At 60.3% G+C, this 15,490-nt stretch carries 15 protein-coding genes and 1 pseudogene; 5 read left to right on the top strand and 11 right to left on the bottom strand.

All coding sequences use genetic code 11. From position 1 onward, the window contains the following. The 10 genes from GSQ83_RS08830 to GSQ83_RS08785 form a co-directional block, all read right to left on the bottom strand. A partial coding sequence (locus GSQ83_RS08830) for a radical SAM protein (protein ID WP_216849993.1) occupies nt 1-513 on the bottom strand: 513 nt, incomplete at its 3' end. Beyond that, nucleotides 510-1,862, bottom strand: a complete 1,353-nt coding sequence (locus GSQ83_RS08825) for a glycosyltransferase 87 family protein (protein WP_158802532.1) — start codon at nt 1,860-1,862, stop codon at nt 510-512. The genes GSQ83_RS08830 and GSQ83_RS08825, both read right to left, overlap by 4 nt. Next, nucleotides 1,859-2,611: a DUF2064 domain-containing protein gene (locus GSQ83_RS08820; protein WP_158802531.1), complete on the bottom strand. Its 753-nt coding sequence runs from the start codon at nt 2,609-2,611 to the stop codon at nt 1,859-1,861. The genes GSQ83_RS08825 and GSQ83_RS08820 overlap by 4 nt, the downstream gene beginning before the upstream one ends. A gap of 178 nt (nt 2,612-2,789) precedes the next feature. Next, nucleotides 2,790-2,993, bottom strand: coding sequence for a hypothetical protein (locus GSQ83_RS08815; protein ID WP_158802530.1), 204 nt, complete (start codon nt 2,991-2,993; stop codon nt 2,790-2,792). A 266-nt stretch (nt 2,994-3,259) separates the two neighbouring features. Next, on the bottom strand, nt 3,260-3,889 hold the full coding sequence (locus GSQ83_RS08810; protein ID WP_254065573.1) for a molybdopterin-dependent oxidoreductase: 630 nt from the start codon (nt 3,887-3,889) through the stop codon (nt 3,260-3,262). Between the two features lie 140 nt (nt 3,890-4,029). Beyond that, entirely contained in the window at nt 4,030-4,713 is a 684-nt protein-coding gene (locus GSQ83_RS08805) for a cytochrome b/b6 domain-containing protein (protein WP_158802528.1), read from the bottom strand. Nucleotides 4,714-4,789: 76 nt separating this feature from the next. Beyond that, complete coding sequence (locus GSQ83_RS08800; RefSeq protein ID WP_158802527.1) at nt 4,790-5,434, bottom strand: NrsF family protein; 645 nt, start codon at nt 5,432-5,434, stop codon at nt 4,790-4,792. Further along, nucleotides 5,421-5,975: a sigma-70 family RNA polymerase sigma factor gene (locus GSQ83_RS08795; protein ID WP_254065572.1), complete on the bottom strand. Its 555-nt coding sequence runs from the start codon at nt 5,973-5,975 to the stop codon at nt 5,421-5,423. The genes GSQ83_RS08800 and GSQ83_RS08795 overlap by 14 nt, the downstream gene beginning before the upstream one ends. Before the next feature lie 395 nt (nt 5,976-6,370). Then, nucleotides 6,371-8,542: an FAD-dependent oxidoreductase gene (locus GSQ83_RS29810; RefSeq protein ID WP_158802526.1), complete on the bottom strand. Its 2,172-nt coding sequence runs from the start codon at nt 8,540-8,542 to the stop codon at nt 6,371-6,373. Nucleotides 8,543-8,545: 3 nt separating this feature from the next. Continuing rightward, nucleotides 8,546-9,202 carry a TQO small subunit DoxD gene (locus GSQ83_RS08785; RefSeq protein WP_158802525.1) on the bottom strand — a complete coding sequence of 219 codons (657 nt, stop codon included), beginning with the start codon at nt 9,200-9,202 and terminating at the stop codon, nt 8,546-8,548. A gap of 320 nt (nt 9,203-9,522) precedes the next feature. On the opposite strand from GSQ83_RS08785, the gene GSQ83_RS08780 reads away from it, so the two are divergent. The 4 genes from GSQ83_RS08780 to GSQ83_RS08765 all read left to right on the top strand — a co-directional run bounded on the left by GSQ83_RS08780 (nt 9,523) and on the right by GSQ83_RS08765 (nt 13,452). Then, nucleotides 9,523-10,119 carry a TetR/AcrR family transcriptional regulator gene (locus GSQ83_RS08780; RefSeq protein WP_158802524.1) on the top strand — a complete coding sequence of 199 codons (597 nt, stop codon included), beginning with the start codon at nt 9,523-9,525 and terminating at the stop codon, nt 10,117-10,119. Nucleotides 10,120-10,621: 502 nt separating this feature from the next. After that, on the top strand, nt 10,622-11,326 hold the full coding sequence (locus GSQ83_RS08775) for a glutathione S-transferase family protein (protein WP_158802523.1): 705 nt from the start codon (nt 10,622-10,624) through the stop codon (nt 11,324-11,326). Between the two features lie 30 nt (nt 11,327-11,356). Beyond that, entirely contained in the window at nt 11,357-12,235 is an 879-nt protein-coding gene (yghU, locus tag GSQ83_RS08770; protein WP_158802522.1) for a glutathione-dependent disulfide-bond oxidoreductase, read from the top strand. A gap of 701 nt (nt 12,236-12,936) precedes the next feature. Continuing rightward, nucleotides 12,937-13,452, top strand: a complete 516-nt coding sequence (locus GSQ83_RS08765; RefSeq protein WP_158802521.1) for a YkgB family protein — start codon at nt 12,937-12,939, stop codon at nt 13,450-13,452. Between the two features lie 191 nt (nt 13,453-13,643). On the opposite strand, the pseudogene GSQ83_RS08760 reads toward GSQ83_RS08765, so the two are convergent. Further along, a pseudogene (locus GSQ83_RS08760) lies at nt 13,644-14,079 on the bottom strand (integrase core domain-containing protein); the annotation flags it as partial. Between the two features lie 604 nt (nt 14,080-14,683). On the opposite strand from GSQ83_RS08760, the gene GSQ83_RS31140 reads away from it, so the two are divergent. Next, nucleotides 14,684-15,175 (top strand): helix-turn-helix domain-containing protein, encoded by a 492-nt coding sequence (locus tag GSQ83_RS31140; protein WP_158802520.1) that lies wholly within the window; start codon nt 14,684-14,686, stop codon nt 15,173-15,175. The last annotated feature ends 315 nt before the right edge of the window (nt 15,176-15,490 follow it).

Genomic DNA, 15,490 nt, shown 5'->3' with positions numbered 1-15,490 from the left:
TGACTGGTAGGTGATGAACTTGCCGACGTCGCGGACGATCCGGTTGAAGTAATCCTTGCCGCGCACCTTGGCGTAGGTCTCGCGGTCCGCGGCGTCGAGCGATACGCGCAACTCGTCGAGGCCGGTGTCGATCAGCTCCTGAAAGCGTTTCGGCTGCATAAGCGTGCCATTCGTATTGAACAGCACATAAGTTCCGCGATCCTTGAGATAGCGGATCATGCGCGGCAGATCCTTCACGAGCATCGGTTCACCGACGCCATGCAACACGACACGGGCGACCTTGGGCAGCTGATCGACGATGCGGGTGAAAAGTTCCCAGCTCATGTCGGCGGGCGGTTCAAGCGTCTCGAAGGTTCGCGGACAGGTCTCGCACAGCAGGTTGCAGCGGTTCGTTACCTCCAAATAGAGGCAGACGGGCGGTGTCTCGGCGACAGAATTGCGCTTGGCGTCAATCCCTTCGAAATAACGCCTGGGGTCATGACGCGTGGTGGAGACCGCGGTCTCTTCCATCATGGAATACTCCCTTCAGAAGAGGCGATGGCCCTGCGGACGGGGTCGTGACGGCGCCACAAGGCGACAAGGGCGAGACCCACGGCCGGGCAATAGATCAGGCAGGGCCAGTAGAAACGGTCCGCAAACGGATCGATGTAGAGCAGAACCGGGGCCGCCGAGAGCCAGAGCACGGCAGGCAAAGGTGCCACGACCGAAGGCAAGGCCAGCCAGGCGAAATACCAGGTATAGTGCGGGCTGATGATTGCGGTGACACAGGCCGCGAGGATCGCGGTATCCCGGCACAGCCGCACGACATCGCCGCCCGTGTCGGTGGATTTGCCGCGCAGGATGAGCAGCGCGACCGCGCCCAGGCCGATGGCGGCGCCGGTCAAGTAGATCATGGCGGCGTCGGGCGGCAGGGTGAAGAGGTGGGCCAAGCCCGTCAGCAGCCAGAACCCGCCGCCACTCGCCAGCCCTTCCTCCGATCTGTACGAGGGCAGGAAGCCAAGAACATGCGCCCCAGCGGACAAATAAAGCCCATAGAGCAGGGCGATGACGGCAACCCCCGCAATGGCAGGCCGCCAGAGCGTGCCGCCCCTGAGAAAGGCCGGTGCTGCGACAATGGGCAGGAATTTGACGAGCGCCGCGCAGCCGAGCAGCGCACCCGCGACCCCATCCCACCGCCGAGCGCGACTGAGTAAAGCGAGGCCGAGTAAGCCCACTGCGACAGCGTCGACATGGCCATCAAGCGCGAAGGACCAGAGCACGAGGGGGTTCCAGGCATAAATCAGCACCCGCTCAGGCGGTAGCTTCGCGAGCCCGAGGAGCCGCAGTAGGCAAAGAACGGCGATCACCTCGCAGAGGAACATTGCGAGCTTCATGGCGATGACGCTGTCGCTGATGCGACCCATGGCTGCAAAAAATACCTGCGCCATCGGCGGGTAGATCGTGCGCGCATAGTTTGCGCGGTTGATGTTCGGGTAGATTGCCGTGTCGCGCAGTCCCGCCAAAGCCGGGTCAGCGGGGATATAGCGGTAGGGATTGATCCCCGCCGCCTGCACGCGCCCATCCCAGACATAGCGATAGATGTCGCTCGACAACAGCATCGGCGCGGGCATCAGCACAGCCCGCATGACGAAGGCCAACCCGAGCACAACCCAGATGGCCTGCTGCGGCAGGCGATGCCGCAACACGAAACGGACGGTCACGAGATAGACGACGACCGCAGCCATGAGGAAGGCCACGAAGACGTCCGTCCGTACCTGCGATCCCACTGAACGAGCGCCGGGCGTGTGCAGAGCCAACGCGCCGAGTGTAAGAGCGAACAGAGTGCCCCCACCCAGTAGCAGCGTGAGAAGACCACGCCTCATCCGGCAACGCCGATGGGCTCAGGTTGAAGCAAACGTATCCTCAGACCGAGCTGATCGATCGTGGCTTTCGTCGCGGGCGCGGTATCGTCCAGGGTGTCGCGGAGAAGCATCTGAAGCGACTGCACATCGTCCACGTCATACCAAGGCTCGAGTTCGACAAGCTCGAGACCAAGGCTACTGGCGCGCGCCCGTGTGGCATCGGCGACAGATTCGCTGCTCCAGGCAATGTCTCTGAACATTGCCGCGTGAGGCGCCTTCAAACCCAGAAGGTAATATCCACCGTCATCCGCGGGACCGAGAACCGCGCGGTCTCCGGGGGCAAGCAGAAGTTCAGCAGCTTGCACGAGCAGCCGGGGCGGGAGAGTAGGACTGTCGGAATTCAAAACGCAGGCCGCGACATGTCCCTGGGAAAGCATGCCTTCGATGGCATGTAGCAGTGATCGGCCAAAGCCGTTGACGCCCTCTTTCGTGATCGGTGAACCGTCTGCCAGGAGAAGCGCGGTTCCGACAGCGAGACACCCGTCAAGTAGAATGTCGGCGCCGCTAGGCGCGTAGGCAGCATAAGCAGAGATTGCGGCGGACCGGGCGGCAAAGCTGATAGTCTCGGTGGTATCACGCAGGAAAGCCGCGCTCAGGGCCGCAGCCTCCTCGGAACGCAAAGGCGGACATAGCCGTGTCTTCGAGAGACCTGCTTGCGGCGCCTTTGCCATAACGCCGATGGCGCAGGTCAATCTCTTAGGCACAGACATATTCCGCTCCATCGGTTGCGGGCATAACCTTGTTCGTGTTCGAGCGCATCGCGGTTACGACCTCTTCAGAAAATTCGAGCGTCGGTCGGCCTGCCCGGCGCCCCATGAATATCATCACTCGCCCGTGGCATGTTCTCGACGAAGTCGTCGGCAGGCGCAATCTTGGATACACCGTCTCTCAATGAGACGGCTTGGCGAGCCCGACTCTGATGATTGTGTCTTGCGGAACAGGCGTGGTCCCAGACGCGGTGAACGTCGGGAATCCCGCGAGCTGTTTCGGTGTAAACGCGACAACCTCCATATCTTGACCGACCAAGACCATCGCATCGACCGGCACAGCGATCTGTCGCGTATCAATGCCGAGAAATCCTCCGAAACTCATGACGATCTTTATAGTCCCATCACCCGCCCTCACCACTGCCCGCACGTGCCCCAGAACTTGCTGACTCGCAACTGGCCGCAGGACGTCCTTATGAATCAGATCACCAACCCGGACAGGCTGCGGGAATCGCATGGCCGTAGATTCGGCGAGGCTCATACCAGGCGGAGGTGGCATTCCGCCAGGCGTCGTGCTCTGAGCATCAGCTGGCGCGGTGATCGGAACAAGCGCCACACATAGCCACAATAATCGGAGGACTGCCATCTGTGTCAGATCCCGGCGAACCAGGGAAAGCCCTTCTTTTCCCAGAAGCCGCCGGGATAGGTGTTTGTTACCTCGAGCGCGGTGATCCATTTTGGGTTCTTGTACCCAAGCTTCGTCGCCATGCGGAGCCGCACCGGGTATCCGAATGGATCGGCCAAAGTCTCGCCGCCATATTTGATCGCGAGCAATGTCTGCGGATGGAGTGCGGTCGCCATGTCGATACTGCTGGGATAGTCGTCAGCAGTCTTGAACGCGACGTATTGGGCCCGCAGATCGGCTCCGACGCGTTCGAGGAAAATGCGAAGGGGAACTCCGGTCCAACCGCCGATGTAGCTCCAGCCTTCCACGCAGATATGCTTGATGACCATGGAGCTTTGCGGCATGGCCTGTAGATCCCGCACTGTCCAAGGGCGCTTGTCGGCGATGAGCCCTGACAATTCCAACCGCCAGGTCTCTCCGTTGACCGGCTTCACATCCATCACATCGTAATAGGCATTGAACTTCGGAGGCCTCAGGATCATCGAAGACGGGTAGGTGGGTGCGAGATGGTTCGGATCAAACAGAAGGGCTTGCACCTCATCGTTCATCCGCGAGATCGCGCGCAGCGCGGCTTGCACTGACGCCGGCCGCTTCACATCGCATCCCGTCAGCATGACAAGAGCGCCAAGAGAAAGGCCGCCACGAATCAGTCCTCGCCGTTCAAGTGACCTAATAAGCGGGCGATGATTGTCGAGAACCGCGGCGTCTGGAACATTATCCGGCCGGAAGGGTGATCTCATGATTTAACCCCGCGCTGGACACGAGTAGATGGTTTAACGCGCGGACCGCCCTGGAGCATCGCCCATAGCGTTTTCGGTACGAGGAGTGCGAGTGCGACGTGGACGGCCACGAACCCGACGATCACGGCCATTCCAATGAAATGAAGAACCCGAGCCGACTGAAACCCACCCAGCAGTGACACCAGACCGGAGAATTGGATAGGCTTCCAAATGGCCACCCCGGTGACCACCTGCGAGATACCAGCGAGAATCACGATGATGTAGAGCAGCTTCTGCACCGCGTTGTAGACGGTGAGGTCCTCGTGAGCGATCTTGAAGTGCAGCGTTTCGACGACGGTCTGGACGACTTCAGCCGGCCGGATCGGCAGGAGCCGCTCGCGAAAACGGCCACTGACAATGCCGTAGATGAGATAGATGAGCCCATTGATCGCGAGAAACCACATTCCAGCGAAATGCCAGTTGAGGCTCCAGGCCGCCCAATCGCCGAGCCTCCAAAACGAGCCGAAAACAAAGCCACGGATGATGGGGTCATCGTCGTATATGCCCCAGCCCGAGGTGATCATGATCAGCATGACCGCCGCGTTGATCCAATGCATGATCCTCACCGGCAGTGGATGGAGGCGGCGGCCGGCCGGCGCGGCGCGCACCGCAGTGACAGGGCTTGTCTTCGCCTGACTCATCGGCCGAACCTCGCTCCGATTGGGGGTGATTGCGGCGATGCGATCGCGTGACGCTGGTCACGTGGCCCTGCGCCGCTCACCATCTCGACAACTTCAGCATCGCCGCCCGGCTCATTGCGGTGACGATTCCACAGCCGACGGTGTACCAGACGGCGATATAAAGAGGATCATCCGATGGACAGGCAAACACAAAGACAAAGGCGCCCCACGCGGCGGACGCCAATCCGGCAGCGAGTGCGGTGCCAGCTCGGTCGGTTGGCGCTCCCAGCCGAATCAAGGTGGTAAACGCGATTGCCGGCGGGATCGATAGTGCCACCATCTTCCATACGCATTGCACACCATGGGCCCAATCCAATCGGGTAATCAGGTCCGACAGACCATAATGCGCGGCGTCGATAAGCCAGCCGCTCGCGATGATCACGGCGACGCAGGCGAGCATCCAGCGTAGGCCTGCCCGGGGCGAGCGTACGGGGTCGATCGAGATGATGGCGACCCCAGCGCCAAGCACTGCAATAAGGCCCGTACTCGCGAGCTTCCACCAAAAAGAAGGTGCCGCCATGGCAACGGGCATGTCGGGCCGCATGAAACCCATGGCCAGGAAGGCGGCAAGTTCGACGAGACCTAGAATAAACAGGACCGCCGCTTCGCGGAGGATGCTCCGCGGCCTGATTGGCCGGAGATCTGCGCTGAGCCGCTCAACCAGAGATTCAATCCGCATCATGCGCCTTTCGGATGGCGGACGTCAGCCGATTGATCCCGCGATGAATATTGACCTTAACAAGCGACACGGATTGACCGCTCGACTTCGAGGCCTCCTCTATGCTGTAACCTTCTATCTTCACAAGCCTGATGACTTCGGCCTGCGCCGGCTTGAGGCTTGCGAGCAGGCGTCGAAACGTCGATTGAGCGACAACAGTATCCTCGTGATCCGGCATTCCCAGATTTTCGTTTAGGGGTTCGGACGCTTCGCGCTTCCTGGATCTTAGCCGGTCGATCCATTTGTATCGTGCTATGGCTGCGAGCCATGGCCCGAATGGACGTGACCGGTCGTAGGTATGTCGCTTTTCGTGGATCGCCAGCAGCACGTCTTGAACGGCATCGTCGGTCGCAGCGGCGGGGAGACGCCGAAGATAGTACTGGCGAAGCCAGGGTGTGAGTTCGGCGAGAAGCCTCCGATAAGCATCGGCATTCCCATCCTGCGCGGACGCCATCATGCTCCCCCAGTCTACCTCCAGTGTGGCGGCGGCTCTCGGATTCACCATCCGAGCCACGTCGAACCAAGGTGGCAACCTGGGCACCGTTGCACTCGACAAAGGTCCCACCTTTGAATTCCCATTGCAGCATTCGGGTTGGACCTGCCCAGAGTTACACCAAAGCAGGCTGCGTCTTTACAAAATACACTCAACGGCTGGGGCCGCAATGGAGGCTGCGGGATCCGGCGATTGCGTCGAGGCGCATTTTTGTCGTGACGCCCACCGGGGGGGGCTTCTGGGCTCAGAAGATCCACAATATCCCCACATTGCTGTTCCGCCCCACCGGGCACCCTCCGCCTTGGTGAGATATGGAGGGGCCAGATCCTGGGCTGTGTGAAGCCAAGTGCAAGTTTTAGAACGGGCAAACTAGAATGGCCAGCCTAAATCAGGCAAAGTAGTTTGGATCAATCCTGATCCACAGTTCGAAATCGGAACGATTGCGGATCTGCGCTGGTCGCCTCTTCCGTAATGAGTCCTGTACTGCGGCGGTAGGTCAAATAGGCCCAGAGCCAGTTCAGCATGACTGCGGCCCGGTTACGCCCTCCGATCAGGAACATGAGATGGGCGATGCCCCAGAACCACCACGCTGGCGCACCCCAGAGGCGAAGTCTGTTGAGCTCCGCGACCGCCGCCAGCCGCCCAATGGTTGCGAGGTTGCCATGGTGCCGATACCGAAAGGCAGTCGGCGCGGGCTGGCCCCTGATAGCCGCGCTGATTACGCGGGCGACGTGATGGCCCTGCTGCTTAGCGGCGGGGGCCAGCCCCGGTACTAAGGCGCCGGCCCAGCCCTGCGACGCCGCGGTGTCGCCGATCGCGAAGATCCCAGGACACCCGGGCACCGCCAGATCGTGACCGACGACAATCCGGCCTGCTCGATCGCTGGCCTGATTGAGCCACCTGGCCGCAGGCGAAGCAGTTACTCCCGCCGCCCAAAATGTTGTTCGGGCAGCGATGCGCTCGCCATTTATCTCGACCCCTTCGCTATCGATAGCAGTGACCTTCGCACCTGTCCGAACTTCGACGCCAAGGTCGCGCAGGGCTCGTTCCGCGCGCTGCGAGAGCTGCGGTGAGAACGATGGCAGGACGCGGGGCGCCGATTGGACCAGGATTACCCGCGCCGTCGCGGGGTCGATGGTACGATACTCTTGATCGAGCCCCGTGCGGGCCAGTTCCGCCATAGCGCCAGCCAACTCGACGCCCGTCGGGCCACCGCCGACAATAACGAAGGTGAGCCAAGGCACACGGTCGCACGGATGCGCTTCGCTTTCGGCTTGTTCGAAGGCGCGCAGCATCCGGCTGCGCATCGCTGTTGCATCTTCGATGCTTTTCAGGCCAGGCGCGTGGACCGCCCAATCGTCCCGCCCGAAATAACTATGCTGGGCGCCGGTCGCAATGATGAGGTAGTCGAACCCTATGCGGCTCCCAGTCAGGAGGACTTCTCGAACAGCGATGTCCACGCCGACGACATGTCCGAGCCGAACAGCGACGTTGTCTTGGCCGCGTACCACGCTCCGGATGGGGATCGCGATATCCGCCGGCGACAAGGCGGCTGTCGCCACCTGATAGAGCAAAGGCTGGAACAGGTAGTGATTGCGCCGGTCTATCAAAGTGATGCGGCAGCCGACCCTTCGGAGCGAACGTACTGCAGCGATTCCGCCGAATCCTCCTCCGACAACGACGACGTGCGGAGCCTCGCCCCTCGCCTGCCCTCCGGAACGAAGGCTGCCACTGATCCATCTCGCTAGGAGACGGTCGATCGAGATCCTCCCCGCCCCTCCTGCCGCAATGAGCAACAGGAGGAACATTACCCCGACGGAGTCGACCATAGCGCCAGACGGAACCATGAGGGGCGCCAGGCTGCATAGGATCAGGGCCGTCAGCCGAGTGGCCACCCCAGCTATGAGCATCCAGGCAAGAAGGATTATCCCCCACGGAGCGGTAATCAGCTCGCCTGAAATAGGTTGTGGCCACATAGCGACGCCGGACCCACCAGCGATAGCGAGGGCAAGATAAAGGCGTGTCCAGAGCGGCAGTATGACATCGGACAGGCGGTCGATCCTCGCGTAAAGCTGGCTGACGACCCTCACGGCTAGAATCGGCACATGCCCCAGGCCGTATCTAATTGGGAAATCCACGGACAACGAACCTGCGCCGCGAGCCACCAGCCAAATCAGGAGGATGACGTGGGGCCAACTCAGACCCGATCCGGCACCCTCGACCCCTATCCCGAGCAAGACGAAGAGCGCCACGGGGCGGGTGGCAAAACCCGCTGCGAGCAGAAGTGGATCGACCCCCTGCATCAGCGTGGGCCAGGTCGGAGGTGTCCGGATGACGCCTTCCGCCGACATCATCATCATCAGCCCGTGGACGAAGATCGTTTGGCTGAGCCAAATCCGCGCAACGAGAAGCAATACGGCTTGCGCGACAGTCCCTAGGATCCTCATCCATTGATCGCAGCCTGCTACGAACTCCAGCGCTATCCCGGCCTGCTCCTTGACCAGCATCCGGGTATGCGAGAAGGCCTTCCGGCCTGTCTTCGGAACCGCCTGGCGTCCGGCAAACGTGGGGTCGGACATCGACTAGGAGGCGAGCGCAAGCGCGCGCGCCACCGCCCCATCATACCGGAAGCCCGGGATCAGGCGCTTGGCGAGAAGATTATCGATACCGAAGCTGCGGCCCGCTTGGCTCGCTGCGAACATGCCATGCGCGCAGATAATGCCGACATAGGTCCACGGCCATTCCGTCGGATCGTTGTAGAGTCCGATCAGCAGGTTGAGGGTGAACAACGCGGCCACGATGCCTGATAGCCTCACCATGAAGCCAAGCATCAACGATGCCGTGAAGAAGACCTCGAGCAAATAGACGGCCGGCTGCACCAGGGCGATATGGTCAACGAAGATCTGCATGAACGCCGCGTGGAGATGAAACGAGCTGTATTTCGCGGTGGAACCTAGCCAGTAGTGGAATCCCGTGGAAACCGGCAGCGGCAACTTCCATAATGTTCCGAGGTACCACATGCCGGCGCTCACCACGCGCATACAATAAATGCTGATGTGCGTGGCCGTGCGCTGCGACGAATCTAACCGCCAGTTCGCGAAAAAGACAGACAGGCTTCCAATGAGAAGAGCCCAGTAGAGCGCGACGGTAAACCAGCGCAGTGCGCCAAGACTGAGCTGATCCGGTATTCCCCCGATCAGGAACAAGAGGAAGGTGTGGAGCGGATTATCAGGCGTCATGGCTATTCACCAGGGTTATGATTGTCATGTTCCTTGTGTTCGAGGTCGCACCCTGATTGGTTACTTGTCATCGCCGATCACCCACGCGTAACCGGCAAACCACCCCCGCGATCATGTTGGCGACGGAAAATGTAACGTTGAAGCTGTTGCCGCGTAGCCGACGGGCACGAGTTCCCTGAGGCCGCCCCGACGCGCGGGCCGAGGCGTTCCGGACTTGAATTGCTCATGCCCCGACGTCTTGTTCTGGTTTGAGCGCTTTAAAATGACACAGGGCGCCAGATTTGACAGTATGCCAGCCGAGTAGCTGCGTGGAGGACAGGATGGCACGCCCGAGAGAATTTGACGAAGAGGTTGTTCTTGACGCTGCGATTCAGTGTTTTTGGAATCGCGGCTTTGAGGCGACCTCTGTCAAAGACCTGATTGAAAGAACTGGGATCACAGCCGCTAGTCTCTACAACGCCTTCGGTGACAAGCGCTCAATCTACCAGGCCGCCCTCGACCACTACGTCGAGATCAGTATTGGAGCACGCATACAGCGCTGCGAAACACTTCCACCTCGTGCCGCGATTGGCGCGTTTTTCGATGAAATTCTGCGCCGCTCACTCACCGACAAAGAGCACAAAGGCTGTCTGGTAGTAAACTCGGCTCTGGAAATGGCGCCCCACGATCCGGAGTTTCGGAAGTCCATCGCGCGAGTGCTCGAACGCCTCGAGGCTTTCTTCCTCGGCTGTGTGGAGACTGGCCAAGCGGACGGCACCGTATCGCGCTCGGCGCCTCCAGAGGCTCTCGCCCAGCATCTCTTGGGCGTGCTGATGGGCCTTCGCGTCTTGGCTCGAGTGCGCCCCGAGCGTGCCCTCCTGGGAGGCGTTGTAAGCACGGCGTTGGTTCTACTCGAACCCCGAAAGGGTTTGACCTAACAGGCGCAAGTTTATCAAAGGAAACTTGCCAAATAGCTAAGGCAGACACCGGCGAGTGCTATCTGGCACCACTCGGAAGGGCCGCAACAAAGATCGACGACGCCCCATCGACCTGTTCTTTCCGGCACGTTCTAAGGTTTCGCGATGCTTCTAGCGAACTTTCTCTCAGTCGATGTCGGCGGCACTCGGCCACGTCTTGGCGTGTTGCATTCTAAGATAGGCGTTCTAAAATGCGGCCCGCGGACACGGGGCATAACATCCAAAGCTAACCAGTCGTTGGGCGTGGCCTGGCAAAGCTCGTAAAGGATGGGCGCAATGCGACTGGAACAGCAGCGCGCCGTGTGTGAAGCCGATTTCGCGCGAACAGCAACGGGAAGCAGTATACCCTCTATGATGTCGAAATTGGCGCGCCGCGGGCGGTCTTTGCCCGGTAACAACGGTCGCGGCCGATGATCAGACATTCGGCTGGCCGCTTCTAAATTCCCAGTCTAAAGGAAACGAGATGATCCGGTTCTTTTTCCATCCAACACCTAATCCCGCCAAAATCGCGCTATTCCTGGAGGAGGTCGGCCTGCCCTATGAGGCCATTCCAGTTGACACCAGCAAAGGCGAGCAGCACGCTCCGGCCTTCCGCTCAATCAACCCCAACGGCAAGGTGCCGGCGATTGTCGACACCGAAGGGCCGGGCGGCGCGGAAGTCCGGGTGTTCGATTCCACGGCTATTCTGATCTACCTCGCGGAAAAGACCGGAAAACTCCTCGGCACACCTCAGGATCGGCCGGAGCTGCTCTCCTGGCTATTGTTCATCGCCTCAGGACTCGGCCCATTCTCGGGACAGGCCGTGCACTTTCAATTCGCCGCACCCGACGGGCTAAGCTACGCCGTGAGTCGCTATCGCCGTGAAGCCGAACGACACTACCAGGTCCTCAACGACCATCTCGAAGGACGGCAGTTCATTGTCGGCACCGAATATACAATAGCCGACATCTCGGCCTGGGGATGGCTCGACCGTGCCTCCCGCGTGCGGAAGGGCGAGGCCGATCCGCTTGCCGCATTCCCCCACCTGAAGCGACTGTTCGAAGCCGTCGACGCTCGACCAGCTGTCGCCCGAGCCCGCGCGATCGGCCAGAACCACGAGTTCAAGAAGGTCAACGACGAGGAAACCAAGCGTGCTCTGTTCCCATCCAACTATCCCCCAGCGGCCTGAGAAATCCAAAAAGCGTTTCTGGAGAAGAGCATGGCTGATTTCCTCGAATATACCCCGCCTAAGACCTGGACGTGGAACAAGCCCAGCGGCGGGGCCTTCGCGAATATCAACAGGCCGATCGCCGGACCGACCCACGACAAGGAGCTGCCAGTGGGACGCCACCCGCTACAGCTCTATTCGCTCGGGACGCCCAACGGCGTGAAGGTCACGATCATGCTCGAAGAGCTCCTGGCATCTGGCCATTCCGCCGCCGAATACGACGCTTGGCTGATCAAGATCGGCGACGGTGACCAATTCTGCAGTGGGTTTGTCGAGGTAAACCCTAACTCCAAAATACCGGCTCTAATGGACCGCTCCGGTCCGAAGCCGATACGTGTTTTCGAGTCCGGCTCGATCCTCGTCTACCTCGCCGAAAAGTTCGGCGCCTTCCTGCCGACCGACCGGGCGGCACGCGCCGAATGCCTGTCCTGGCTCTTCTGGCAGATGGGCAGCGCCCCATATCTCGGGGGCGGATTCGGCCATTTCTACGCCTATGCGCCGACCAAGATCGAATACGCGATCGATCGCTTCGCCATGGAGGTAAAGCGTCAACTCGACGTGCTGGATCGCCGATTGCACGAGAGCGAATATCTCGCGGGGGCCGAATACACTATCGCCGACATCGCTGTCTTCCCCTGGTACGGCGGCCTTGCCAAGGGCTGGCAGTACGGTGCCGCCGACTTCCTCTCAGTGCAGGAATACAAGAACGTGCAACGCTGGGCCGATGCAATTCTCGCTCGGCCGGCCGTGAAGCGCGGACGCATGGTCAACCGTGTGACCGGCGACCCGTCTGAACAGCTTCACGAGCGCCACGACGCCGACGACTTCAACACGAAGACACAGGATAAGCGTAGCGGAGAAGAGCCATGACGTCAGTGGCGCGACGGCTAGCCAAGTAGTGATCGTCAGGCGCGACCTCAGCCGACCGCAGAGGCAATAAAATCGGCAGCTTTGAAAGATCCGGGTACGTCGACTTGCTCCTACTCCGTCTTGCGACCTTCTGCTGGATGCCGATCGGCAAACATGAATGCGGGCAGAATATGGTTAGCGCTGTAATAGCAGCCGCCCAGAGTAGTCCGTGTCGGTGCCCATAAAAACGACGAAATTGCCATCAGGCCGCCGACTGGCGGCAACACTGTCACATCGACAAGAACCGCGCTGAAGATCACAGCCGCGGCGCATGTGCGGAAACCAGAGCGTCCTCTGCCGTTGTCATTGCATTGAACCGTGGACTGACACCCAACGGAGCCAGACTAAGCGCGCCATTCCTGAATTGGCGCGAAAGACCTCAAACCCGGCAATGCCGTCGAGGAACGCAATGAGCAGACCGGAGAGTGAACTTGCCGGAATGGTAGCGAACAGACCGTAGATCTAAGTGGCTCAGCGGTGGCCCATGCGGCTATCGCGCGCTTCGTTCTTCTTCCCGTCGCGAGCGTTGTGTTGCGGTCGCCGATGTTGCGGCGCGAATGAGATTACGCGTTCGCGACGATGCAGCCCTGGCTCTGACGTCCGCCGCAGTCGATTTCATTGGGGCACGTAACCAAACGCGACACAGGAGCGAAGAGACCCGTATGAAAACGTTCTTTTGCCTCCCCGAAAAGGGCAATGGCTCCTATCGGTCGCTGGCCATACTCCGCTGGGTGATGGTTTTGATATTTGTGGCGTTTGGTATACAGAAGTTCACGCCGCAGTCGGCGCATGGGATCGTGCTTTACATAAGCAATAGTCCGTTTGTTTCGTGGCTTTCAATTTTTGGCGTGCGCGGAGAAGCAGACTTCCTGGGCATCGTTGAGCTGAGTATCGCGGTCCTTCTCGCGGTAGGGTCGGCTATCCCCGTTTTGTCAGCCGTTGGCTCCTTGATGGCTGCGGGTAGCTTTGCCATCACATGGTCGTTCTTCTTCACGACGCCGGACGTCGTTAAGTGGAGTTTCTCGACAGACCCCATCGCCTGGAATCTCACCGGTGAGTTCTTGTTCAAAGATATAGTCCTGTTGTGCGTTTGTAGTGTGTTGTTCTTGGCGTCACTGCCGCAATCTACGACGAACTCTTCGCGATCCGCCCAAAATGGCCGCCAAAGTAAAGATTGAGGTTCCCAGAGCCGAGATCCTCACGTTGCTGTCGCGAGAATGCCTCGTGGCCGGTCAGTATTACCAGGCCATTGGGGCGAGCTGGTCCCGTCCACGCGATCACAATTCATGATTGTACGAGAATATTGGCAACTACTCTGGGTTGCGTCGGTGCAAGATTGGTGCTGACCCTGCCCCCGACGTGCCCTCGTTCATAAGCAGAGTCCGTTTTCTGTATGCCCCTGCTTGGGGTGGGGTGCAAAGGCTGCTGGGGTAAGTCCGTTCAGGCTCGTGTGTGGGCGTGCGTGTTGTAGTCGACCCTCCATGCCTCGATGATCCGCCGAGCCGCGGCCAGGCTGCTGAATAAGTGCTCGTTCAGGCATTCATCCCTGAACCGGCCGTTAAAGCTTTCCCCGAACCCGTTCGCTGCGGCTTGCCTGGCGCGATGTAATGCCACAGCACCGCCCGCTCCTCCTGCCAGCGCAGGATGGCGTGCGACGTCAGCTCCGTGCCGTTGTCACTGACCACCATGGCCGGACGGCAGGCCCGCAGTTCGACGATACGGTCCAACTCGCGGCCGACCCGCAGGCCGGACAGCGATGTGTCTACGACCAAGCCAAGACACTCGCGGGTGAAGTCGTCGATCACGGCGCTTGCGCCCTGCAGGCCGACCAGAAGTCGTCCCGTCAGCTTTGCGCGGGAGATGTCCGGTCGACCCAGTTCATCCACACCGTTTCCCCAACAGGCAGAGTTGTCGGCGTGGGCCCGGCTGCTTAGCTTGCGCGGGCGAGCAAACCGCCGACCGTTGTCACGCGAATTGGCAGGATTTATCTGGGCGATTGCTAAACAGGTCCAGGCTGTCAACACATAATCCGTCGCTTAAGCCCTGGCACGACCGGTAAGGAGATCGAATAACCCCAGGAAGCATCCAAAGCTGAGCGAGGCAGGCGGCACGGTCACGGCCAGGAGAACCCTTGCAAGCACTACCAACCGGAGCTCATCCGACGCTGGATTCTAGACAGAGGAAGCTCCGCGACGCATCACCGGTCCGGCGGCAACCCCCCGCGTATCAGAGCATGATCAACCGTCGTTTCATGATCGTGTCGCCTGCCTTGCCCAGCGAAGGCCGTGCTGAAGGGCTCAGGAATGAGCGACAGATTTTCCGTGCCTGCAGCTTGAAGGGGCGAACATGAGAGTGCTCTGACCCAATCAGCCGATTCACAAGGCTTGGCCGGTGTGCGACTTTGGGCGCATGGCACAGACAGTTTGCGTGATCGTGAGCCCATCGGACAGAGACCGCCTGGAAGCGGTCGCGTCGGATCGCAACCGGCCGCAGAAGCATGCTGAGCGTGCGAGTGTGATACTTGGGTCGATGGCGCACGGACCGGTGCAGCGTGTGGCGGCCGAGCTCGGCGTGAGCCGGCCGATGATCTGGCGCTGGCAGCAACGTTTCGCTGAGGCGGGCGTGGACGGTCTGCTGCGTGACAAGACGCGCAAGCGCGGTAAGTTGCCGATTGCCGCCGAGACAATGGCGCGCGTAGTGGCGCTGACCTGCGCCGAGCGCGCGGTCGAGATCAACCCGGCTAATCCGATGAACAATGCCAACCTCGGTATTTTCCTTTCTCGGATAGGCCGTGCGGAAGAGGGGCTTGAGCATCTGCGCCAAGCGCGACGCATCGACCCGTATTTCGAGCCATCCTTTTACCTGCCGGCCCAGGGGATCGCCCAGTTCGTGATGCACTGATATGTGGAGGCCTTGGCAGAATTCGACCGGGTCGCTCAAACAAGCGCCGAAGCGCTTGCCATAATGGCGGGATGTTGCGCGAAGCTGGGGCTTGCCGAACGCACTCGGGACTCAGTGACGAAGTGCCTGGCGATTCAACCGGAGGCGACGATAGGGGAACTCTCCAGGAGGGCACTCTTCGCGGGAGCGAATGACCGCGAGCATTTTGCCGGGTGCCTACGTCTCGCCGGAATGCTCGAATAACAAACTAAGCAATGAGCTGCATAGCGACCTTACGGGTGGCCTCGGTATCGAAGGCACTAAAATCACCAAGGC

This window comes from Acidisoma sp. L85, from assembly GCF_009765865.1.
Classification (GTDB): domain Bacteria; phylum Pseudomonadota; class Alphaproteobacteria; order Acetobacterales; family Acetobacteraceae; genus Acidisoma.
This window is presented reverse-complemented; position numbering and strand designations above follow the sequence as displayed.